We start from the raw sequence: 22544 nt of genomic DNA, 5'->3' as shown, positions 1-22544 counted from the left end.
TCTAGGGCGGGTCGTCGCCGGGGACCAGCGGGGCAGCGCCCCAGTCGCCTTCCTCGAGGTAGTACGACTCGGGGAACTGGCCTGCTTCGGAGACCCGAACCACTTCGTCGTTCTCGTCGAGGTCGCCGGGGAACCAGTCGGTATCGACGAACGCCCCGCGGGCGAAGTGGTAGAGTTCCGTTTGGTTCTCGTCGCTCTCGTCGCTCATTCGTCGCAGACCGCCTCTCGGAGTTCCTCGTACAGATTGGGGTGGTTCTCCTTCAGAATCTCAGCATCCGTCTCAAGTTCATCAATCCGCTGCCGCACGCGAGAAGCAGACTCGTACCGCTTGCTGTCGTCAACATCTGCTTCGCCGCTGATGCGTTCTCGGTCAGTCTTTGTCATGATCGCGGTAACTCCCATACTGCCATTCGTTGGTGGCATACGACTTAGACATTAGGTTATATCGCCATAAAGATTAGCTCATAGCACCACATTAGCTTATAACCTAACTTTTATTGTCGCGGCGACACATGTCTCTGGTAAGAAGCGCGGGACACCGGTCAGAAGTTGGCCGAGACGGGCTGGGACCCGTCCGACCGCGCTTCGGGACAACCGAAGCATGTCAATGAAGACATCCGCCGGACTTCAGGATTCCGGCACGAAAGCCGAATCGGACGCTAAAAACACCGAGGCCGACCTCGATCTCTCGGAGCTGATCGAGAATCACGAGAACACCGACTGGAGCGAAGTTCCGGGCATCAGCGCTGCGGAAGCAGGCGCGTGGACGGCACGTCTGATTGAGGCGCGAGAAGCCGCTCAGGAGGGGCTGTGATGCAGCGACGTCAGTTCCTCGCCGCGGCCGCCGCCCTCGCCACTCTCCCGCAGGCCGCGACCGCTGACACGGGCCGCGCCGAGGGAATCGTCGAGGATCGGAGCGTGACCGACGACGGGACGTACTCGGTCACGGACTGCGGCTCCGTTCCCGGCGGACTGAACAACGTCCACGTCGCGGCAGACATGAACGACGGCCCGCTCGATGTGGAGGGCGTCCACGAGGAGAACGGCTGGAGCGGCGTCGGCCTCAGGTGGAGGTCTGGCCCCATCGAAGTCGGCACTGGCCTCGATCCCGACGACGCCCGCGACCTCGCGGCTCGGCTGGTGGTCGCTGCCGATGCGGCCGAGGGGAACCTCGGTGGGGGTGACGCCTGATGCAGCGCCGCGAGTTCCTGCAAGCGACCGCCGCGGTTGCCGGGGCGGCCGCCGGTGACGTGCCCGACACCGAGATCACCGCCCAGCAGAACCGGCTACTGGAGCTGGCTGACCGCGCCGAGGACGAACGGTGGGCCTACGAGACGACGTGCAATCTCGCACACGTCCGCTCGGGACTGGTGAACGCCGAACTCGACACCCTGTGCGAAGAGCCGAGCGGCACCATCGAGACGTACAGCGTCGGTCGGCACGGTGTCCCGCTCGGCTTCGAGGTGAGTACCGACGACGACGAGTCCGTCGGGACGCTCGTACACCTTTCCGCTGAGCAGGCCGAGGCGCTGGCTGTCGATCTGCTTGAACAGGCACACGCTGCCAGGGAGGGTGACGATGCGGACTAGTGACGCCCGCGTGACGGTCCGAATCGTCCGCATGGAGGACGGGGAGACGGTCCGTGAGTATCGAGTTGGCGGCGTTTCGTACCCCTCGGCTGAGGCGGTCGAAGCGGTGCTCGAAGCACGCTAACCACTACACAGTCATGATTGAAGACATCGACAGAGACGTATTCGTACGGATTCAGACCGACCTGCTGGTGGTCGGTGACAGCATCATGACCGACCGCCACCACGCATCGAACGGCAACTACGGGGACGACGACCCGCAGAACCAAATCGGCGGCATCATCCCCGCCTTCCCGCTCTCCGGGTGGCTTCGCCACGGGATGGAGGAAACCGTACAGGAGTACGGCGGAACGGCTTGCCATCCCGGCGAGGCCAACGCGAACTTCATGAAGGACGGGGTCTACGACCGCGACCTCGACGCCGGCTACCACGAGAAGGGCGCGTGTACCGATGAGCCGAAGGAAGACGACGGCTGTGTGATCTTCGACCTCTTCGGCGGCTTCAGTGGCGTCCCCGGCAAGGTGATGCGCCGCCCGATCAAGTTCAATCCCGTCCGCTCCAGCGTGGACTACACGCGCGGCCAGGCCGAGGGTCACTACCGCCGGCTGAACCGCAACGTCGTCTCCCGGAACCGTGAGGACAACCGCGAACCGCTGCGGAACGCGGAGATCGACGCCGTCGCCAACCTCGATGGCTGCTGGCACCTCTCCTTCCGGGAAACGAAGCCGGAGTTCATCGGGCTGCTGGCCGAAGGCATCGACTTCCTCGATGCTCACAAGACCGACTTCATGCATCAGCTCGGAGGTGCGCGGAACTTCGGCGCGGGGATCGTCGACTGCCGCCTGATCAACCCGCTCTACGAGGAGCGTGAACTGAAGCGCGTCTTCGACCGTGGCAAGGGCAACACGAACGCGATGGACGAGAAAGACGACCAGTGGGAAGAGGAGTACCGCCCGGCGTTCGTGGAGGCGCTGGAGGAGCGCATCGAGGAGGGGCCATGAGCGACGAGATGGTCGCCGCGTACCGCCACGATGCTCACAAGATTAACGGTCAACCCCACGACTACGCCCCGGAGACGTTCGCCGGAGTGCCCGTGAACCAGACGGTCCCTCACGGCGCGGACGGCGATGCGTCGGCGCTCAGCCGGCCCCGCGGCCAGCCTGAACAGACTGTCGAGAACCACGAGACGCTCTACCGACTGTCGCTCATCAAGGGTGAGAGTCGGTACGACCCACAGGAGTTCACGCGCAACGACGTGGAGAGCGCCGTGAGAGGGCTCCTGACCGAGGACGACCCAGAGACGATGCATCGGGCGTGGCTGGAGAGCGACGTTGTCTCGGCGTTCAACGAGAGTGTCTACTACCCCTACACGAGTCTGAAGTACCACACGCTCCTCGTGGCGGCGCTGCTGGACAACTACCGCGCCGGGCACGAGTTCGCCGACCTCCGGCTGGTCGTCGACAATGACGAGATCGTGCCCCACCGAACGGTGTACGTGGGCGAGGAGTTCGCCCTGCGGATCGACGGCGACGCTCGAGGCCGGCCGTCGGCCCGGCTCGGGAGTCGCCCGTGGCGGTCGTGGGCGTCGGCGTGGAACCGCCTGGAAGCACACCCGCTGGAGACGGCACACGACAAGTACGACATGGTGCTCGATGCGAATCTCCGGCGGATCGGCGCGTGGTCGACCGCGCTCCAGTACATCGAGGACTTCCGGGAGGTGTTCGACGAGTGACGCGCATTCAGCAGGTTCACTGGGAGCTGGAGATGGACTACATCGGCCACCCATACTACGTCTCGGGGAACGCCATCCTCCACGCACTCGGCCAGCACCTCCCGCACGACGTCCACCAGCACCTCCACGCTAGCCACGGTGTGTTCGTCCCCGGCCAGTTCGGGACGTTCCCTGAAGAGCACTCCCAGAGCGGAATCCGGCCGTACCTCGGGAGTGGGCTGCCGGACGTCGAGAGCTACGATGACCTGTTCCTGATGCGGAACCCGGCGCATCGCTGGCTTCTCGACAGCCGTCCGCGAGACGCGCTGAACACGCACGACATCCGCCCGCAGAGCGGGCATCCGGCGCTGTCCCACGAGACGATCATGGGCAAGCCGGAGGACGCTCGCAAGCAGCAGCAGACGACAAAGTGGTACGTTCACGCCTACCTGCACGCCGATGACCCCGATGCGCTCCCGCTGGGCGAGGACGTACTGGAGGGGCTCCAGTTCGGGGGCAAACGGAACTACGGCTACGGCGTCACGCGGCTGAAGGACACGCAGGTTGTCGACCTCGATGACCTAGACTACTCACGTCTCGAGAACGGCGAGGCCTTCCTCGTGGAGGTGACGACGCCGTTCGTGCTGGAGTCGGAGTACCCCAAGGCTGCCGACCAGGACGTCCCGTGGTGGTGGAAGGGGAGCCGCCGGGATCTCCGTGAGCGAGAGGAGAAGATCCTCGAGCAACGGGAGGTCTACAAGCTCCAGACCGTCGACCACGGGCAGGTCGTGAAGTACGAGGGCGACCGGCCCATCGAGACCGCGAAGAGTGGTATTCTTCGGGTCGGCAGTCACTCGAAGTACGGCTTCGGAGAGCTTCGAGTGAAGCCGGTCGAACCCCGGTCAGAGCAGTGTAAGAACTCAAAGAAGAACGGCGAAACAACGGAGTGAGAAATCCGAACGATGACAGGCGAATCGGCGACTAAACATCACGCGATTCCGTGAATAAAGAAATCGTATTCACAACAACTGATATGTGGCGACTCGACCACGCGAAAGGGACGCCGGAGGCGTTGCGCGCGTTTGGCTAGGTATTTCTGGACGAGGTCGCTGCAACGAGTGTTTCGACGTCACCGATTGTGACGCCAGACGCGCGTACCACGTCCTCGACCGTCAGGAGACGAGCCAACCCATCTATACGCTCCGTGGCGAGGTCAATAAGTATCGCTCTCTCACACCGTATCCAGGATCACGTCCAGAAAGGGACCGTGTTCGAGTCTCGCCGGGCCGGCGGTGCGTATCGCTGGCGCGTGCTCTATCCCGACGACTACCCGATCGACGATGTGTACGACACGGTTGAATCCCACGTCTGAGACGGGGAACGGTGTCGGTATCATACGTGACCAGCGCGGCAACTGGAAGGCGACCGAGCGGGTTGCGACGGAGTTCTCGCCGGCGCACTGGCAGGTGCTAGACCCGTAGTCGCACACGGCTACTACGAACGGCCGCGGGAGGTCTCCGTAGCCGACCTGGCATCGATACTCGACGAGCCTCGCTCGACCGTCCAGTATCGGCTCCGGACCGCCAAAGACCATATGATGTCGCAGTTCGTTGCGCAGACGCTCTGAACGCGGCTGGCGACGCGGCCGGTGTCACGACCGACCCGTCGAAGCGGACACCCACCAAGGGGTGGAAGCCCAGGGGGTTGGGGCTGGCGTTAGCCCTCGTAGCCTTCGCCTTTGATTGGACCGCTGAACACGCCGTAGAGGAACTTGAAGTACCACAGGACCACTATCAGCACCGGGAGCCCAAGGACGGTCACGAGGTTCAGCGCCAGCGGCGACACGACTGCTTCCCTGACCAGCAGGCCAGTCGGTGGGTAGATGACCGGATACAGCAGGAGTGCGATCAGGACGGTCAACAGCGTGGGAAGCGCCAGCGCGCTCGCCAGCCAGGCCCGGTACTTGCCGCGCCTCGCCAGTAGACTCCCGCCCACGCCGGCGGCGACCGAGAGCGCGACGACTGCAGCCACGGGACCCGAGAGAATCGTGTCGGCGGCGCCGCCCGCGTCGGTCAGAACGACTGTCCCCAGCAGCACGACCACCCCCCCGAGGTACGCCACTGTCGCCCCGATCCCGTACGTACGCAGCTCCGCCGCCAGGTCGGGCCCGGTTTTGCTCGCGAGGAACGCTGCACCGGTGACGACCGAGACGGCGACCAGGCCGACGCCAGTCAGCACCACTGGCAGCGTGGCGCTGTCGAACAGCCAGCGGCCGGCGAGCATCCCGAGCAGCAGCGGCGCGAACACGCTGCCGCCGACGAAGGCGTAGTCGGCGTACCGCCGCCACTGGTCGTCGTCGCGCTGCTCGCGCAGTTCCGGACCAAGTCCGCGGAACAGCAGTGCGAGGACGAACCCGATTGTGAGCAAGTAGTTGTCCGCAAGCAGCTGAGAGTACACTCGCGGGAACGCCGCCAGCAGCATCGTCCCGAAGGCGACCAGCCACACCTCGTTGGCGTCCCAGACCGGTCCGAACCCCGCGAGGAACGTCTCCCGTTCGTGTTCGTCCGTTCGGGTGGCGTACAGCATCCCGATACCGAAGTCGAAGCCGTCAAGAACGACGTACATCCCCAGTGCGAACAGCACGACGCCGAACCATACCTCCGGCAGCGACTCAACGAGGTAGGCGTCGACGGGCAACAACGACTCAGTCATCGTCACTCACCCCGGGAATCGGGCCGTGCCAGCGGCCATCGCTGGACTCCCGGACGCCCAGCGCCTGGAGCTCCTCCCGGACCAGCCACTTCAGGATGTACAGGGCTGTTAGAATCAACCCCACGTAAACGACGACAAACCCAACCAGCGTTAGTGTCGCTTCCGTCCCGGTGAGCGTTGATGAGACCGCCTCGCTAGTCTTGAGTTCACCCTGGATAACCCACGGTTGCCGACCGATTTCGGTGACGTACCAACCAGTGAGAAGTGCGGCGTAGCCGAGTGGCGACGCTGCAATCATCGCCTTCAGGTAGCGTGTGTTGTCGGACAGCCGCTCCTTGTACGTGAGATAGCCGCCCCACAGCGCCAGTCCGATGAACAGGAACCCGAGCCCGATCATGAAGCGGAACGACCAAAACACAAGCGCGACGGGTGGATTGTCTTCGTACTCGTTCAATCCGATGACCTCGGCGTTGAAGTCCCCGCCACTGGCGAGGAACGACCCAACTGCGGGGAGACTCACCGTGACGAGGTTCTCGGCGCGCGGGTCGGTGAGTGCCGAGGCGGACTTCGGAAACGCGAGCAAGTGGAGGTCGGCCTGCCCCGTCTCGTAATGGGCCTCCATCGCGGCGAACTTCTGTGGCTGGGTGTCCTCCACGTGCCGGCCGTAGGCGTCGCCGTGAACTGCCTGGAAGGGCGCGGAGACGACCAGAAGCACGACAGCTAGTTTGAGAGCGGTGTTCCAGGCGTCGGTGTCGGGCTTCTTCCAGATTATGTACGCCGAGACGCCCGCGACCAGCAGCGCGACCGATATCACTGACGCGTTCATCATGTGGACGTACATCCAGGTCATTCGCGGGGTGAGGAACGCGGCGAACGGGTCGGTCAGCTTCGCGACCTCCATTCCGTTTCGGGTGATCATCTCGTATCCCCGCGGAGTCTGCATCCAGGCGTTAACGACCAGTATCCAGAATCCAGACAGCCAGGCTCCGACGCCAACGAGCACCGACGAGAGGACGTACGTTCTGTCTCGGACGCGGTCGCGACCGTACAGCAACACTCCGAGGAAGACGGCTTCGAGGAAGAACGCCATCTTCGCCTCGAAGGACAGTGGACCGCCGATCAGCTCGCCGGCCACTTCGGAGAACTGCGGGAAGTTCGTGCCGAACTGGAAGCTCATCGGAATCCCAGTGACCGTCCCCATCACGAAGCCGACAGCGAACACTTTCACCCAGAACGAGCGCAGCCGCGCGTACCGGTCGTCGTTCGTCCGGACGTCTTTCCAGGTGAAGTAGATGATAAACGGTGCGAGGCCGATAGAGAGGGACGCAAAGATGATGTGGACGGAAATTGTCCACCCGAACTGCATGCGACTGGCGAGTTCCGCAGACAGGAACGCCATTACCCCGGGGTCGAGGGTTGTCAGCACTGGAGTCGGGCTCATATATGTCGCTGCGGTCTATTGGATTATGAGTTGGTTCACGATTCCCACATTCGAGTACTGTACCAGACGAGTTTTATTTGTATAACCCTAATTTTCCTGCTCGCAGTCCAAAGGTATGTTTTCATACCGCGACCAGACTGCTTAACCGAACCAGGAACACGACTGGTCATCCGTCTTTAGCTAAGACGAGAACCGCGCGATAGCGGCGGCTTATTGAGGATACTTTTCGGGAGGAACGAGGAGGCAAGAGCTGTGTCCAACGGCGCCTCCTCATCGAGAATTATGCGTCGGCTCACTACACTGTTTCCCTCCGAGTTCCTCGAAGAGCACGCCGAGGAACTCGGCGTGGTTGAGCGTGAAGGGAAGCTACAGATCCCCGCCTTCGTGTGGGCATTCGTGTTCGGCTTCGCCGCAGGCGAGAGCCGAACACTCGCTGGGTTCAGACGCAGTTACAACTCGACAGCCGACGAGGCGATCTCTCCCGGTGGCTTCTATCATCGGTTGACGCCGACGACTACCATTGTACATCACGAATCTGCCGCGAGACGAGTTCGTGCCGGGGGCTCTATACCCTCGCAGAATCCGCAACTCGGCGTCTGCCCCCGATGTGGCGATCAGATCCACCACCGGCATGTCCTCGTCGAGTACGGGACCGGCGATGACGTCCGGTGCTGGACGGAATGCCCGGGCTGCGGCGGCGTTGTCGATCCGAACGCATGATCCGGCGACTCACCCGTATGTTCGGTCGGCCAGATACTGGCTTGTTTGTCGAATGCCGGCGTTGTGGAACGACGTTGGAGTCTGGGGACATCGAGCGCTGCTCTGAGAGGAGGTCGTCGACGTTCTTCGACTCGGGGATGTGGAGCGTCGGAGCGATTACGTCCTCTACGCCGAGATCGTCGTAAGTGTCGTAGTTCGAATTCTGCAGGTCACGGATGTCGAAGACGCCGATCACACTGTCCAACGACCTATTATAAACTGGTAGGTCCGCGTGACCACTTGAGATACACTTCTGAATCGCCTCCTCAACGGTCGCATCACCGGAGACAGCCGCTATATCGAGGCGAGGGGTCATCACCTCCTTGGCAGTGGCATCGGTGAATCGCAGGGCGCGTTGGAGCCGCTGGTGTTCCTCCTTGTCGAGGACGCCCTCGCGCTCGCCGGTCTGGATCATGTTCCGAATCTCGTCCCGACTGACGTAGGTCGACTCGATGGACGGGCTGCCGCCGGTAAGTCCGTTCACGACGCCCGTCAGGTAGTGGAATACGGTGATAAGCGGCCACAGTGGCGTCTCGATGATTTTTAGCCCCCGGGCGACACGCCGTGCGTGCAGTTCGGTGTTCTCGACGGCGTAGGACTGGGGTGCGCTCTCGCCGAACACCAGCACTATCGACGTGATGCCGAGTGACGAGTAACTGCCGTGCCTGCGTCGAAGTAGAAGCCGACGATCGTCGTCGAGATCGAGGACATCGTGATATTGACAATGTTGTTTCCCACGAGAATCGTCACGAGTAGGCGGGGGGGGGGTCCTCCTTGAGGGACTTGACCGCCTGCGCACCGCGCAAGCCTTGCTCGACCATCGCGTCCACCTGGTGGGACGGCAGGGAGAATAGCGCGATCTCCGACGACGAGAAGAATCCCGACCCTACGATGAGGAGCAGAATCAAGCCGATTCCGATCCCGGTCACTGCCGTCTGTCCCAGTTCGACACCGATAACAGTAGTTGAAAACACGGTGATTCTATTCAGCAATGAACCCAGATAATCAGTCGATGTACGAGGTACCTAAACTACCCTCGTGAACGTCGGTGAGAACCCATAGAAATTCTGTTAATTACGCTTAGATCAGAAGGTCGTGTGGCCGTCTTATTCTGCATCGTTGATTTGCGATGTTGTGAATGATCACAGAATTGTACCAAAGCGTTATGAGTGAGTGTCTGAATAGGCCGGAATAATATGTCCGTATATCTCATTTCAGACACTCACTTTAACGATCCAGATATACTAGACAAATCTCCTCGAAATTTCGAAGATATATCCGAAATGAACCGCACTCTAATTCGGAACTGGACTAATACGGTTGACGAATCTGATTCCGTTTTGTTTGGTGGTGACCTTGCCCACTCCGATATAGATAAACAAGGGTTCTATCACTGGGCGTATAAAGTCAACAATATTGAGATAATCTTGAGAGGTAACCATGACCCATATAACCGTTCAGAACTGGACGATGCGACACTACCACTTATGGAATCATACGAGTTTTCTCACAGAGGTTTTAATTTCTATTGCAGTCACAAATACTCGGGTATTCCAGAAGAGTTCGATGGATGGCATATACATGGACACAACCATCACAAGCGGCCATTCCTTGAGATGGACACAAAACGAATCAATATCTCTGCCGACGTACTCGGGTATAAACCCGTATCTCTTGAAGAGTTGATTGACGCTATTGAGAATGGGGATGATATTCAGGAGCGATCTCAGCCAATCCTCTGAGCCTTTCAAGAGATGATTAGTTATTTCACTGGTGAGGCTGTATTTCCATTCAAAGATGTCGTTCCCATCAACAGAGGTCCGCCTTATTGCGACATTCAAGCAGGGCCTCAAACAGGCCGTCAGCGATATTGATGGTTACAGTTGGGACGACGTTGATTCTATTACCGAGCAGAAGCTCCTCTTGATGGCAATTCGAGACCACGACTTGGACAGCGAGGTAACGATACAGTGGTACGCCGATGGAGACATGCTCCCCGAGCTTGACCACGGAATTGAGAACGCCGGTGAACTCGCTATTCGTGATGAGGAGGGGCCTTACCCGGCTGTCCAACAGGTCGCTGAGTATTATATCGCGACGGAAGAAAATTCGGAAAGTCTTCCAACAGAGATGTCGATTACGGAGGTCATCAACGCCGAAACGTTCAGTTGGCTCCGTGAGTATTACGACCAGCGTGACGGCCCGTTCCAGGATCTATATTTAGCCAACATAGATACTCACCTCCACCTCTACCAATGTGCAAAAGCATGCGACCCGGAAGCGGCAGTTGAGGACTTCCCTGAGAATCTCATCCAACCGCTATCTGAACGGACAAGCGAGATGAAGCGAGAGCTACTTCGTTTCCAAGTCTTCGCAGGTTTAGAGTCGTATGTTACCCAGTTTACCAAGGTGGCTGAGACAGTACTGGACGAATGCGCTAATCGAGGGGTAGCAGAAATGGATCAGGAGCAGCGTTCTGAATACCAGAAGCTCCTTCAACATTTAGATACCTTTTATTACCATGGTCTCTGGAAGCAAATCACTCGTCTAATCGCAGTCCATACTGTTAGCGGTCCTGAGGACTACTTCGAGCGAGCAGCCAATTGGGGCCGTGTCGAAAAGACAAAGGAAAAATTCGTTGAGGTCTTCAGTGAGTTTGCAGAAACAGCATCTGAATACGATATTGATGTGGATATCAAGGAAGATCAGCTTCCGGAGGTATGGATCAACCGAGAATCGATAACCAAAGAAGAGTTTCTGGACTGGGAATTAGGTCAATCACTGCCCAAAGATGCTGTATCATCGGTACCTGAGGACGATCCTGTTTATGACTTAGTGGGTTAAACTGGATGTCCGAAATTTCGGAATTACGAGATCCACATCTAGGAGATTTTATCCAACCGTCTAAAAACGGATCCATTGGAATCCCGAGTACTGACATTTTTGTGGGAAAGCGGTTTTTAGAGGGGATCTTCCATACCGATACAGAATATTTGGATGAAGAAACAACGATTAAACATAAATATGCTCATTTCCTGTTGGAGTGTGTGGTTGGTGACGGGTCTCCCTTCGCAACGATTCATACGACAAGAGAAACTTTGAACATCGCTATCACAAGTCTAGGCCACGGGAATGGCGATCGTAGTGGAGCCGATAACTACTTGGAAAAAGTATGTGAGAGCGAAGTGTTTGAAATTCACCATTGTTCTTCTGCAGAATATGATTTGGTGGTGAATGACTTTTTGGAATATCAACCCCGTGAAATTAGTATTCAAGAAGCAATTCTCGCAAACATAGCGAGATTACTTGATATACCACATATTGCGACTTGGGATTCGGATTTCACTCGATATAATGATGAGATCAGTCTCTATCCCCGTAACTATTGGTAATCGAGAGTGAACGCCACCATTTTTGAATTCGAAATTTCAAGTCTCCCTCAAAGGATCACAGAAGAATTAGTCGGCTCCTGAAGATAGCCAATCAGCATCGGCTATATCTCCAAATACCTGCTTGGTCTCTGGTGGTTCGGTCGGAAGCCGAAGGTCGCGCGGGTCGTCCTCGATGGCCTGCATCAGCTCACCAGCGGTCAGTTGCTTCCCCTTACTCAGGGCTTCACCCGTCTCCTCAGCGCGGAGGATATTCGCCACCGTCCAAATGTTGAAGAGGTGCGCCGCGAGGTTGAAATAAAACGCCCGAAACGCCGGGTTTCGAGACACGCACTTGGCGAGGAGCTCCTCCTTGATCACGCGGAAGTCCGTCTCGATACCCCACCGACGCCGGTACGCCTCTCCCAACTCTTCCGGTGGGACCTCTTCGGGATACAGGTTCGTGTAGTCGTCTATCGGCTCATCAGCGTCTGACTTCCGCAGTTTCACCGTCTTGTCCGACTTCAGGCCGACCGCGTAGTAGCTGTCTTCGTCGAGGGAGCCGACGTCGTAGGGGTAGTACGACGACCGGAGATCGGCCCACGCCATCCCGTTCAGGAAGTGTTTGACCGTCTTCCCCGACTTACGCCCCTGCATCACGAGTTCCAGGCCCTGCTCGGTGATAGTCGAGATAGTGTCCGAGTTGTAGAACTCCGTTCCCGCGTCAAGGTAGACGCGGCCGATATTCAGGTGCTGTCTGGCCAACCGGAGCATCCGACGGATGTACTCTGGCGTCTTGCTCTTGTCTTTGACCGGGAGCACGACCAGAATCAGCGGCGTGTCGGTCCCGACAAGAGCGAGCGTGATGTACTTCCACGCCCACGAGTAGTTCCGTCCCGGCTTCGTCCCACGAATGAACTCGTTGCTTTCGTTGTCGCCGTAGAACGGCCAGTCCGTGATGTCGATAGCCACCTCCGCGCTGTCGGGAAAGTAGTCGTGCCTGGCAGCGATCTCGAACAGTTCATCGTTCGCCTCACGGAACATCCGCAAGACGGACTCCCGTGACGACTTGCGAAGGTGGTGCGTGAGGTTCTGCCCCGTCGGGATGTCGCCGTCGTCGTAGAACGGCTTGTACTTGAGGTTCTTCGCGGCGTCGTTGACGAACCCGTTCCCGTTCGCGGCGGCGATGAGCACTCGGAGCGACGCGTCCTTCGTCACCTCGGTACTGCTGTCGCGCTTCAGTCGGAGGTACTTGAACGTCTTCGAGCGAAGCTCCCGAGCGATCACCTGAACCGGCGGGAAGCCCTCACCGTCAGTGACTATCGTGTCCGGTGTCGGGTCCCGAAACCAGTGTTCGAGCTTCGTGTCCTGCAAGCGCCGGACCAGGGTTTCAGTCTCACTCGCGTAGTAGTGCCGCGTCTCGTCGTCTATCCGTCCCGGCATCCTGTTCAGCGTCGGCTGACTCACCGAATTCTCGATGCCCAACGACTCCCGGATGTCAGGATTCTTGATGGCACGAGCGACGCCCGACTGGTTGAGCGCCGAGAGGTCGAAGAACAGATACAGCCGTGTTGCGTCCTCGCCGTCCAGATTCTCCGTGAGGTCCTCGTTTTTCCCTTTCGACCAGTAGTAGTGCCGAAGCTGGATCTTCCCGAGGGCCTTTGCGAGTCGATGTTCGGGCGTCTCAAGTTCGTCGTACCGATCTCGTTCGACCGACCAACGGTAGACGCGGTAGACCTCTGATTTGATGGCTTCCCACAGCGGCGGCGTGATGTTGTTGGCCGGATTCCGGCTCAGGAGACCCGTGTAGGCCCACGGATCATCCCGTGGGTCGTCGGGTAGCTTCCTCTCGGCTTCTCTGTACCGGCTTGAAATCTTCGCCTTCTGCTGCCGTCGCTCATGGATTTCACCCTTTGACTCAGGGTCGCGGTCAGTGTCCTCGTCTTTCTCCTTTGCCATCCTATGGAATCCTCCGTCTCACTCCTGCTCGGCTGACCAAACCAGAGAATTACCGACTTTCTTCTTCGAAACACGTCCCTCGTCCAGAAGGCTCCGAAGGCGATAATCCGCACTCTGACGGGCGATTCCGAGCTCGTCAGCCACTTCCTTCGTACCCGCAGGCTCGTGAGTACGCACAGCCTCAAGCACCTCCTCATCGGTGTGTTCGGGCTCGAATCGACCGCCTTCGTTCCTTTCGCGGTCTTCGTCCATTACTCTCTAAGTTGCAGGTATTTCGCTTCAACCTTCTGCTCGTGGGCAGAAGGCATAACACTTATTACGGTATGCTATGTAGCAGAAGGTGAGAAGGAAGCCCGGCCCCTCGGGGCGTGACTGTCGTAGGAAATGCCCGCGTGCTTGGAACACGCGGGTCGGGTTCCCCAAGGCGATTGAAGAACCCATGTCAATGAAGACATCCGCCGGACTTCAGGATTCCGGCACGGAAGCCGAATCGGGCGAGAAAAATACAGCGGTGCGGCTAAATAAAGAAATTATATTACCAACAACTGATAACTGGCACAGTGTACTGTAAGAAACCGCTCCCAGACGGTGTCGTGAGTAGGGCCCACATGCGACCGCCTAATGCGTGAGCAGAAAAGTAATCCCAGGTAACGGAGTACGGATTCCTTGAGTTACACCCAGATGAAGTGCTGAACAGGAGAATGTTTTTTGAGTGATACTGATTGTGTATTCTATGACAGAAGCAGGTTCTACAGGAGTGCCTTGTAGACGATCAAGCGGTGGATAGCTTTCAACCAGTGTATCACATCGCAACTCCTGACCGGTAACTTCGCATACCTACCTAACAGCCGTTTCATCATCCTCTGCTTGAACGAAACCTCGAAGAAGCTATTGCAGTTCTTCGACGAGCGCAGCCACCGTCTGATCAACGGGATCGCTGGCAAGACGGCCTTGCCAGAAGTCGATGTCTTCGTGCTCGATTGATTGGACTCCCCACGGAACAATTCGACTTTCATCCGGGATTCCACCACGACGCCAACTCTCCGCTGGAATCTCGATTAGTCCGTCCATCCATGATTTTGTTGTGAGCGTCACCGCGATATACTGCTCGCCGTGGAACGGACGCCCGTCGTGGTTCGAGAGAATGAGCCAGGGACGAGCATCCTCCTCGCTTTTGAACGGATCATCTCCGTAGACGACGTCGCCACGCTCGAAAATGGGGGTCTCTTCGTTGGTCACTGTTCGTCCTCGATGCTCGGGTGCGGCTCACTTGGTGCGTGTTCACGCCAGGACTCCTCATCCTCTGTACCGAGTTGCTCGTTAAACAGCGCGGTCGCTCGTTCGTAGCCGCTGTACCCATCGAGACGTTCCTCGTCGTCGGTCACCGCCCAATACGTTGCCTTGTGTTCAACGAGGTCTCGGTTCTTCAACCGTGAGAGTGCCGTGCTGACTGCACTCTCGTCGACGCCGATTTGGGACGCTATTTCGCGCGCCTTGAATGCGCGATCCTCGTTGGCAGCGAGAAACCCGATGACTTGATCGGGGACAGAGAGGTCCGTGAGTTCGTCCTCGTTCCTGTTTTCGAAAGTATCTCGGTCGATGGACATCGTTGAGCAGAGATACATCATCCACTGCAAAGAGTGTTAGGAGTGAAAGCTACGAAAATATTGAAGGATATTTCGTCCATCCCACAAATCGGTTCGAGAACCGTATGCATTGAGACGAGCAGTCTCAACTACAGTTAGAAACCTTATTTCTGAAGTCATGAGGGTGATAGCGAGCCATAACTGTTCTAATCCACCAGCCCCCGGCTATACGTAGTCACTGAACCAGTCCGGCGCACCCGTATACTCAGCCCAGCAGTGCTTATACCAGGGTTCACCGCGAGGACGGAGATATCGCTTCATCGAAATCGACCTGATCGCCGCAGAGATCACACTCCACATTCTACATCCAAATCCGATGCTGTATGGCGATTCACCAAAGCTAAGTAACTCAATAGAGTTATTCCATTATGCCGACGTGTTGACCAGCAGATTTATTCAGCGTGCGACAAAATGACCTTGCAGCGAAATGGTACGTCTCTTACATACTAGTGATACGCATCTGGGATATCGACAATATCATTTGGATGAGCGTCGCCAAGATTTCGCTGACGCATTTGCAGAGGTCGTATCAGCTGGAATTCAGCACGACGTTGACGCCGTTGTTCACGCCGGCGATTTATTCCATACTAGTCGACCTGGCATCACACCACTTCAAACGGTTATAACTGAACTCCAACGCCTACAGGATGCAGGTATTCCGTTTCTACTGATCGTTGGGAATCACGAACGAACTCATGACCGGAATTGGGTTGAGTTACTCCAAGAAATCGGGCTAGCCACTCGATTAGATGCAACCGGAACTCGAGTAGCCGATACGACGATCTACGGTTTAGACCACGTCCCACCCGGGCAGCGAGATCGACTTGACTATCACTTCGAAGCTGCTGAAACTGACAGCGCCATCCTCGTTGGCCACGGTCTATTCAAACCATTCGGACACGGCGACTGGAGTACACAACGAATCTTAGCAAAAAGCCCGGTTGATTTCGACCTCATGCTTGTCGGCGATGACCATGGAGCTGATTATCGGCTCGTCAGTAGTGGTCGTTCCGAGAACAACTCCGACTCAGCGGATTCAGATAGCACACCTGAAAGTGACCAAGCAACAACGGCCTCACCAAGCTCAAAGCGTATCCCACTCAGTTATGCTGGTTCCACTGAGCGGACAATGGCAGACCAGCGCGACCCCCGGACATATTCGCTCATAACTGTCCCGCTCAACGGTGCTGTCGATCCTGAAGAGCACATCGACCGTCAAGTCATCGAAAACGCCCGCGAATTCGTCTATATTGATGTGCCACTACATCGCGGCGAGGGTATCGAAACCGTCGAACAAACCATTAGAGAGGAAGTCGACTCGGTGGATGACTCTGTGCTGAAAGTGACGCTAATGGCTGCTGAAGATGAGTCGGCAGTTTCTGCACCATCGCCAGAAGGTGATAATAACGGGGGTGAACCTGGTCGTGTTGTCCACGAACGGGTTCCAGTCGGCCCAATCGAGAATTTAGGTGCCGAACTCGGAGCGTTGGTTACACGAGTCAGCGATCGTCGAGATCTGCTTGAGGACGAACGAGAATACCAAGCAGTCGAATTCGCAGATGTTGATGCCGCTGTCGAAGAACGCCGTGAAGACATCGTCGTCACAGAGACAGCAGACCTGTTCCTCGAAATGGCGATGAATACTGACCAAACTGCAGACAGCAACATCACTGACAAAGCCCAAGAAACTGTTACAACAGTCCTTGAGCGCGAGTCACCCGACGCACTCCACGTTGACAGGACTGATGCTCCCGATACCAGTAGCGGGGGTGGGACGGCAGACACAGCCCATGAATCAGTACCGACTGCTGTTGGCGATGATGACGAAGTCGATAACGAGGAACTCCTAGAGAACGCACTTGAGGAGATCAACGACTGAACATTACTAGCTAACGCTACTACTTCACTAAGTCATGCAATTTCAACGAATCCACGTTCAAAACTGGCGGTGTTTCACAGATGAATCAGTGCGTTTCGAGGATGGTGTCACTGTCCTGTATGGGAACAACGGGTCGGGGAAATCTTCATTATTGGAAGCCGCGTTCTTTGCCCTGTACGGTAGTGACGCGTTAGATAGTGGTATCACCATGGACGATGTGGTGACAGCCGATGAGGATACTGCTGAAGTAAAACTGTCCTTTGCCCATCGAGATGAGTCCTACGAGGTCACCCGAGAAATCCGTGTTCGAGGAGAGACGTATCAAGAGGCAGATCTTACCACACCACCGGGCCAACCAGACCTTGATCAAATCGGTGCTATCGATAATCTAATTGAACAAGAACTCCGGTTAAACGCTGAGGATTTCCTCAATAGCGCGTACGTGCAACAAGGTGACGTTTCTCGGCTTATCGACGCCACGCCGAAACAACGCCAGCGAATCATCGACAACCTGCTCCAGATGAGCAAATTGGAGCGGTATCGAGCTCGCTTGGATAGCATCGGAACTGGCGTCGGTCGCGTTGCTGATACGAAAGAACATCAAGTCAAGGAACTCACGACGCAGATCGAGGAATATAACGAACCTCGAATTCAGTCCAGAAAACAGCAACTGCACGGGTTTGAATCTGTACTTGGAGATAGGCGCGACGACATCACGGCAGATATTGAGGAACTAGAAGGTGAGAAAGCAGACGCCGAGGAGGTTGTCGACGCACAAGAAGACGCACAGGAGACAGTCAAAGAAACCAGAGACACTGCAGCGACACACATGGAGGACTTGGCGAGTTCTGTTTCCAAGCATCAATCGCTACAAAATAAGTACAACAACGCCGAGTCTAACGTCACGCAGCACCAGGACAAATTGACCTCGCTCTTTGCAGCCGGAACCGGTGATCTCACCCCGGACTTCGGTGCTGTCGACGACATCGTTACAGAGGTGACGGAGAACGCTGATGCTGCCGTCAAAAATGAAGTAGCGGACGCGACAGTGGATGGACGCTTACAACAACCAGACACTGGCCCTCGTGAGATAGCAGCCTCTCTTGTGCCGGAATCAAACGACAGGCCGGCGAACGAAGTAGCGGCGACAGCTGATGATATCTTGACAGAGATTCCAACAGCAACCGCACCCCTGACCCCTGCAGTGACGGGCGAGACAGAAGACACCGATTCCGATACGATTGGTACAACGGATACCGTCGATAAAACGGCCGTTGACCCACTGGCTAACCCGACTGTAGACATCGACGTCTCGTTAATTCGAGTTCCGACACCGGGTCTTGACATGGACGCGGAGTCACTTGAACTGAGCTTTGCGGAGGACGCTCAAGACCAGACCAGAGATCTCGTGAAAAACATTCGAAAGCGACTGCAAGCGCTTGAAACCGCAGCGGAGGAAGCCCGCAGTGAAGCAGACCGTCTCGAACAAGATACCCAACAACACAACCGGGCAGTTGACACAGCACTTGATGACGCCGCTACAACCCTAGCCGACATTGCAAATATTCGTCAAGGTCGCAGTGAATTATCTGATAAGCGAGACCAACTGCAGGCTAACATCGACGACTCACAGTTCACCATAGCCACCGCAGATGAGACCCCAGACACTGCCCTTGAAGCCCTAACCGAACGCATAGAACACAGAATTGAGCGGCTCCAAGCAGAACAAGACCACTACCGCGATGAGGCAACGCGACTAAGCGAACGAATCGAACAAGCGGACCAGTTACTCGACGAGAGCAACTGCCCCGAGTGCGGCCGTTCAGTTGACGGTGCGCCAAACGTCGAACACCGCGACCAATGGGAAGACGAACGTGACTCCGCCAAACAACTGGTCAAGTCACTTGACGACAACATCACAGAATTAGAACAAGAAAAAGAGCAAGCAACTGACTTCCTTGCGACAGCTCAAGACCTGTACGGGGATGAGCTCACCGTCACCGTTGCAGACACGGACACGACCGCCAACGCAATCCAAGTAGACCCAAGCACCGATCTCACCCCGCTGCACGAAGACGCAGCTGAACATCACCTCAATGCCAGAGAGGCACGTCACGCAGCCCACGAAACGAGATTCAAAGCCGTCGTGCAACATCTCACAGCAACGATTCTCACCCGGGCAGCGGAACGCACTCTTGCACACCTTACCCGCGCCCTTGCGCGAAAAGACGTACTGAGTCAGATTGAAGCGGCAGTCGACAAACGAACCAACGCCGAGCGCGATCTCGAACTCGCCAAAACCCAACTCGAAACGCAAGCAACCACTGTCACCGACACGCATACTGACCTACAAGAGGCAATTAGAGCGTACTCCGACGCAACGAATTCGTTCAACCCGGAGAAGCTCCAAGAAGCTGAAGACACTGTCGCGAAAATCACAGATGAACTCGAAACGCTTGAGACAGAGCTTAAAGGCTTACGAGCCACAGAGCGGGCTGTTAGTGAGCACCTCGGTGACCTCGGTCAACAACTCAAGAAACTGAACGAGTTCCGGGATACACGCGACACACGGCAACGCGAAGCGACCGCCGTCAAAGCGCTCAATAGCCAAGTTAGTGAGCTGGAAGAAATGTTCGTCAACCTTCGAGCGGATCTGCGGGAACAAAACGTTCACCGCCTTGAAGACTTACTCCAAGAAATGTTCGACACGCTGTACCGTAATGACGCATACGCCAACATTAAACTGGATGGAGACTACGACGCTACACTCATCGAGAAGGGCGGCGGCGAACTCCCACCAACGAAGCTCTCCGGCGGCGAGTCCGCCGTGTTCAATCTCACGCTCCGCGGTGCAATTTACCGGCTCCTGACTGAAGGCTTCGAAGACGATGTCCCAATGCCGCCCCTCATCCTCGACGAACCAACAGCGCACCTCGACGAGGGGCACGTTGACCGTCTTAACGACGTCGTTGAAGCGATGCGCACAGCCGGCGTCAAACAAACTATCGTCGTCAGCCACGATGAAGGCCTGATAGACAGTGCCGATTACCGAATCCACGTCAGCCAACAACAAGGGACGAACCGATCCGTCGCTGAACCAGAAACCGCACTACCAGTTGACCTACAGAATAGACCGAAGTCGTCGAATTAGCATTCATCTCAGCGATCGTCGCCGCGGCTGGCATCGTCATCTGGGGCGCCCTCGGTATGACCGCATACTTCCTCCCGCGAATCGCCGCTAACCGGACGCAGTCGTGGTGAAGGGTAGCCGGATAGCATACTAATGGCGTTCTTTTATTCCAAATGGTTCCACCATGTCACTCCCGTCTGGCGGTCTCTACGACCCAGTTCGACACCGGTTATCATATTAGTATTAGATGACTTGGTTATAGTATAATGGATGCCAGACCGTCGCGAGAGGAGTTGATTGCAGGGCTCCAAGCTTTCACTGATGAGATAGATAGTGTTCCGACGGTTCGAGAAATGCGCGAAGATGGCCCTCACTCCCCATATTACTATAAAGATAGATTTGGTTCGTGGCATGAGGCGCTACGGGCTTCGGGTATCCAGCCAACTCACGGTGTTCATCCTGATGCTGACCGCGAGGAGTTATTAGGCGAACTTCGTCGACTTGATGAGAAATGCGATGGGGCGCCTCGACTCCGTACGCTCAAAGATCAGGGAGAGTACGAATACCAACTATATACTGAGGAATTCGACTCATTCATCCACGCGCTCGAGGAAGCTGGCATTGAACCCTCAGAGAAACAGTACCGGTTCAGCTCTGTTGAGACACCAGAAGAGAAGCAAGGCTCTGCGAATATCCAGAAGCTTCGTGAGAATGGCCCTACACCAGGCGATGACCTACCACAGGGACGAAGCACGAAAGACCGTGAGTTAGGAATCTGGAAATTCAAGATTAGGTCTGGACCGACACGGTCGGCAGACCCGATATACTACCTCAATGGTGAGCATGCGCCAGAATTGGTTCTTCGTCGGTTCTTCAGCCACAATCCGCACGTCTTGCAATACCGATCTCCACATGGGATCAAGATAGGTATTAAGAATCACCAGCCTTCTTGGGCAGAAATCGGTCAAGACCTAGTCGATGAATTAGTTGACCAGGGGTTCGCTGATACGTCGTTCGAAAATCTGGTTATCATTGATATTACCTCGGATGAGGCGCTACAATACGTGTTCGGAGTGTCAGTTTCGAATCAAGTGGAGACAGACACTCTTGAGTTTGATTCGGAGTACCATTTTGGCACGCGACCCGTATGGGGTTTTCCTCGAGAGCAAACGGACGTTTGGACTGAACTCACCGAGGACGATGCTTTGATATTTAAGACGGAGTCCGGTCGGTTCACACATTACGTTCCGGTGGCTGCCACCACATCTAACCAGAACGTGATGAAGGAACTGTGGGTAGAGTACGACGACAATGAAATCCGAGTGGATGGTATCGAGAAGCCCTGGCCGAAGCTGGTCATCGGCAAGCAAGTAGAGACATTTTCGCTACCCGAAGCTGAGCTTAGTGAGGCGTTGGACGTCGACTTCACCGACGACGCTGTCCAGTGGCTATCTGAATCCGCCCTCAAGCAGTTCAAGAATTCTTATGGCTCCTTCACAACCTTCCTGCGGAATCAAGACCAACCAGACCAGCCACAGCTTGCGGGACTCGAAACTGAAGACTTGGCCGTACAGGAAATCGTAGAGATTCTACTGGACCTCGACGAAGACGCTTTTCCGGCCTCGTCCAGTGACAACGCACTTGAAGAGATCGAGCGGCAGAAGCGAAAAGAGGCGTTCCGAGAAGGGATCTACGAGATTTATTCGGGCTGTGCAATTTGTGGAGAACTGACTGAGTCTCCCGGTGGGTCTCTGGATTTAGAGGCGGCTCATATTGTCCCCAAGGCGGAGGAGGGGCCAGACGTCCTGCAGAATGGTCTCGGATTATGCTCAAAGCATCACTGGGCATTCGACAACGGCTGGTTCGAGATTAGCCCAGAATACGAGATCTCTGTGAGCGATTCACCAGAGCTTGAGGGGTATGATGACCTCGCCCAGTACCACGGCAAGAACCTCTACCTCCCGTATGATGACCAGTACGCCCCTCATCCGAAATACCTCGCTCGAAGACTGAAAATCCAGCAGTCGTAACGGAGCAACGAGACCATGGTCACGGAGGGTGCGGAGGTGACCGTCAACGCCAGAGCGGCTCCAGTTCGTGTTCGCAGGGATTGTCCGCAAGGTTAGCACCAATTCGGCGTTCTCTTCGTTCTCCAGTCGCCGGAGGATATCGTAGCCCACGGACGCCATCCACGACGCCAGTTCAGGTCGGCTCATTGGGACCAGAATCGACCGATGGCAATTTGATGATTTCTACGGACAGAACCCCTCCTGGAGCGAATTTGCTCCTGTTAATCGCAAGCTACTCTAGGGTTCGTGGCCACGAAAACACCTGTGTTGACCTCGACTTG

At 56.5% G+C, this 22544-nt stretch carries 21 protein-coding genes and 3 pseudogenes; 15 read left to right on the top strand and 9 right to left on the bottom strand.

From position 1 onward, the window contains the following. Position 1: 1 nt before the first annotated feature. Positions 2–208, bottom strand: coding sequence for a hypothetical protein (locus JT689_RS01040; protein ID WP_136361722.1), 207 nt, complete (start codon positions 206–208; stop codon positions 2–4). Next, positions 205–402, bottom strand: a complete 198-nt coding sequence (locus tag JT689_RS01035; protein ID WP_136361721.1) for a hypothetical protein — start codon at positions 400–402, stop codon at positions 205–207. The genes JT689_RS01040 and JT689_RS01035 overlap by 4 nt, the downstream gene beginning before the upstream one ends. A gap of 205 nt (positions 403–607) precedes the next feature. On the opposite strand from JT689_RS01035, the gene JT689_RS01030 reads away from it, so the two are divergent. From JT689_RS01030 to JT689_RS12485, 8 genes and pseudogenes are all read left to right on the top strand, one after another. Beyond that, positions 608–814 (top strand): hypothetical protein, encoded by a 207-nt coding sequence (locus JT689_RS01030; protein WP_136361731.1) that lies wholly within the window; start codon positions 608–610, stop codon positions 812–814. Further along, positions 814–1191, top strand: a complete 378-nt coding sequence (locus JT689_RS01025) for a hypothetical protein (RefSeq protein ID WP_136361720.1) — start codon at positions 814–816, stop codon at positions 1189–1191. Before JT689_RS01030 ends, JT689_RS01025 begins: the two co-directional genes overlap by 1 nt. Continuing rightward, positions 1191–1589 carry a hypothetical protein gene (locus JT689_RS01020; protein WP_136361719.1) on the top strand — a complete coding sequence of 133 codons (399 nt, stop codon included), beginning with the start codon at positions 1191–1193 and terminating at the stop codon, positions 1587–1589. The genes JT689_RS01025 and JT689_RS01020 overlap by 1 nt, the downstream gene beginning before the upstream one ends. Next, on the top strand, positions 1579–1713 hold the full coding sequence (locus tag JT689_RS12405; RefSeq protein WP_267875133.1) for a hypothetical protein: 135 nt from the start codon (positions 1579–1581) through the stop codon (positions 1711–1713). Before JT689_RS01020 ends, JT689_RS12405 begins: the two co-directional genes overlap by 11 nt. 13 nt (positions 1714–1726) lie before the next feature. Continuing rightward, the gene (locus JT689_RS01015; protein WP_136361718.1) at positions 1727–2590 is read left to right on the top strand and encodes a hypothetical protein; all 864 of its coding nucleotides are present in this window, start codon (positions 1727–1729) and stop codon (positions 2588–2590) included. Then, a complete protein-coding gene (locus JT689_RS01010) occupies positions 2587–3321 on the top strand; it encodes a hypothetical protein (RefSeq protein WP_136361717.1) in 735 nt (244 codons plus the stop codon). The genes JT689_RS01015 and JT689_RS01010 overlap by 4 nt, the downstream gene beginning before the upstream one ends. Continuing rightward, the gene (locus JT689_RS01005; protein WP_136361716.1) at positions 3318–4250 is read left to right on the top strand and encodes a hypothetical protein; all 933 of its coding nucleotides are present in this window, start codon (positions 3318–3320) and stop codon (positions 4248–4250) included. The genes JT689_RS01010 and JT689_RS01005 overlap by 4 nt, the downstream gene beginning before the upstream one ends. An 80-nt stretch (positions 4251–4330) precedes the next feature. After that, positions 4331–4927: pseudogene (locus tag JT689_RS12485) on the top strand (helix-turn-helix domain-containing protein); the annotation flags it as partial. Between the two features lie 89 nt (positions 4928–5016). On the opposite strand, the gene JT689_RS00995 reads toward JT689_RS12485, so the two are convergent. Further along, a complete protein-coding gene (locus JT689_RS00995; RefSeq protein WP_136361715.1) occupies positions 5017–6012 on the bottom strand; it encodes a cytochrome d ubiquinol oxidase subunit II in 996 nt (331 codons plus the stop codon). Beyond that, entirely contained in the window at positions 6005–7453 is a 1449-nt protein-coding gene (locus JT689_RS00990; protein ID WP_136361714.1) for a cytochrome ubiquinol oxidase subunit I, read from the bottom strand. The genes JT689_RS00995 and JT689_RS00990 overlap by 8 nt, the downstream gene beginning before the upstream one ends. A gap of 282 nt (positions 7454–7735) precedes the next feature. Between JT689_RS00990 and JT689_RS00985 the strand changes: the two are divergent. After that, positions 7736–7966: pseudogene (locus tag JT689_RS00985) on the top strand (IS4 family transposase); the annotation flags it as partial. Between the two features lie 301 nt (positions 7967–8267). Here JT689_RS00985 and JT689_RS12400 read toward each other — a convergent pair. Further along, positions 8268–9168: pseudogene (locus tag JT689_RS12400) on the bottom strand (hemolysin family protein); the annotation flags it as partial. Positions 9169–9408: 240 nt separating this feature from the next. Between JT689_RS12400 and JT689_RS00975 the strand changes: the two are divergent. The 3 genes from JT689_RS00975 to JT689_RS00965 are packed head-to-tail and all read left to right on the top strand — an operon-like array spanning position 9409 to position 11604. Further along, entirely contained in the window at positions 9409–9954 is a 546-nt protein-coding gene (locus JT689_RS00975; RefSeq protein ID WP_136361712.1) for a metallophosphoesterase, read from the top strand. A gap of 55 nt (positions 9955–10009) precedes the next feature. Then, the gene (locus tag JT689_RS00970; RefSeq protein ID WP_136361711.1) at positions 10010–11056 is read left to right on the top strand and encodes a hypothetical protein; all 1047 of its coding nucleotides are present in this window, start codon (positions 10010–10012) and stop codon (positions 11054–11056) included. Positions 11057–11061: 5 nt separating this feature from the next. After that, positions 11062–11604: a hypothetical protein gene (locus JT689_RS00965; protein WP_136361710.1), complete on the top strand. Its 543-nt coding sequence runs from the start codon at positions 11062–11064 to the stop codon at positions 11602–11604. Positions 11605–11670: 66 nt separating this feature from the next. Here the strand turns inward: JT689_RS00965 and JT689_RS00960 are convergent, their stop codons facing one another. The 4 genes from JT689_RS00960 to JT689_RS00945 all read right to left on the bottom strand — a co-directional run bounded on the left by JT689_RS00960 (position 11671) and on the right by JT689_RS00945 (position 15146). Beyond that, positions 11671–13539 carry a transposase gene (locus tag JT689_RS00960; RefSeq protein ID WP_205250675.1) on the bottom strand — a complete coding sequence of 623 codons (1869 nt, stop codon included), beginning with the start codon at positions 13537–13539 and terminating at the stop codon, positions 11671–11673. A gap of 18 nt (positions 13540–13557) precedes the next feature. Next, positions 13558–13791 (bottom strand): FaeA/PapI family transcriptional regulator, encoded by a 234-nt coding sequence (locus JT689_RS00955; RefSeq protein ID WP_136361708.1) that lies wholly within the window; start codon positions 13789–13791, stop codon positions 13558–13560. A gap of 636 nt (positions 13792–14427) precedes the next feature. Then, complete coding sequence (locus JT689_RS00950) at positions 14428–14778, bottom strand: type II toxin-antitoxin system PemK/MazF family toxin (RefSeq protein WP_136361707.1); 351 nt, start codon at positions 14776–14778, stop codon at positions 14428–14430. Continuing rightward, the gene (locus JT689_RS00945) at positions 14775–15146 is read right to left on the bottom strand and encodes a helix-turn-helix domain-containing protein (protein ID WP_136361730.1); all 372 of its coding nucleotides are present in this window, start codon (positions 15144–15146) and stop codon (positions 14775–14777) included. Before JT689_RS00945 ends, JT689_RS00950 begins: the two co-directional genes overlap by 4 nt. Positions 15147–15612: 466 nt before the next feature. Here JT689_RS00945 and JT689_RS00940 point away from each other — a divergent pair, with 466 nt between their 5' ends. The 3 genes from JT689_RS00940 (at position 15613) to JT689_RS00930 (ending at position 22224) form a co-directional block, all read left to right on the top strand. Then, a complete protein-coding gene (locus JT689_RS00940) occupies positions 15613–17064 on the top strand; it encodes a metallophosphoesterase (RefSeq protein ID WP_136361706.1) in 1452 nt (483 codons plus the stop codon). A 34-nt stretch (positions 17065–17098) separates the two neighbouring features. Continuing rightward, positions 17099–20215, top strand: a complete 3117-nt coding sequence (locus tag JT689_RS00935) for an AAA family ATPase (RefSeq protein ID WP_205250674.1) — start codon at positions 17099–17101, stop codon at positions 20213–20215. 245 nt (positions 20216–20460) lie between these two features. Then, a complete protein-coding gene (locus tag JT689_RS00930; protein ID WP_205250673.1) occupies positions 20461–22224 on the top strand; it encodes an HNH endonuclease in 1764 nt (587 codons plus the stop codon). The last annotated feature ends 320 nt before the right edge of the window (positions 22225–22544 follow it).

The sequence above is a fragment of the Halobacterium sp. GSL-19 genome, assembly GCF_016917855.1.
Taxonomy (GTDB): Archaea; Halobacteriota; Halobacteria; order Halobacteriales; family Halobacteriaceae; genus Halobacterium; species Halobacterium salinarum.
This window is presented reverse-complemented; position numbering and strand designations above follow the sequence as displayed.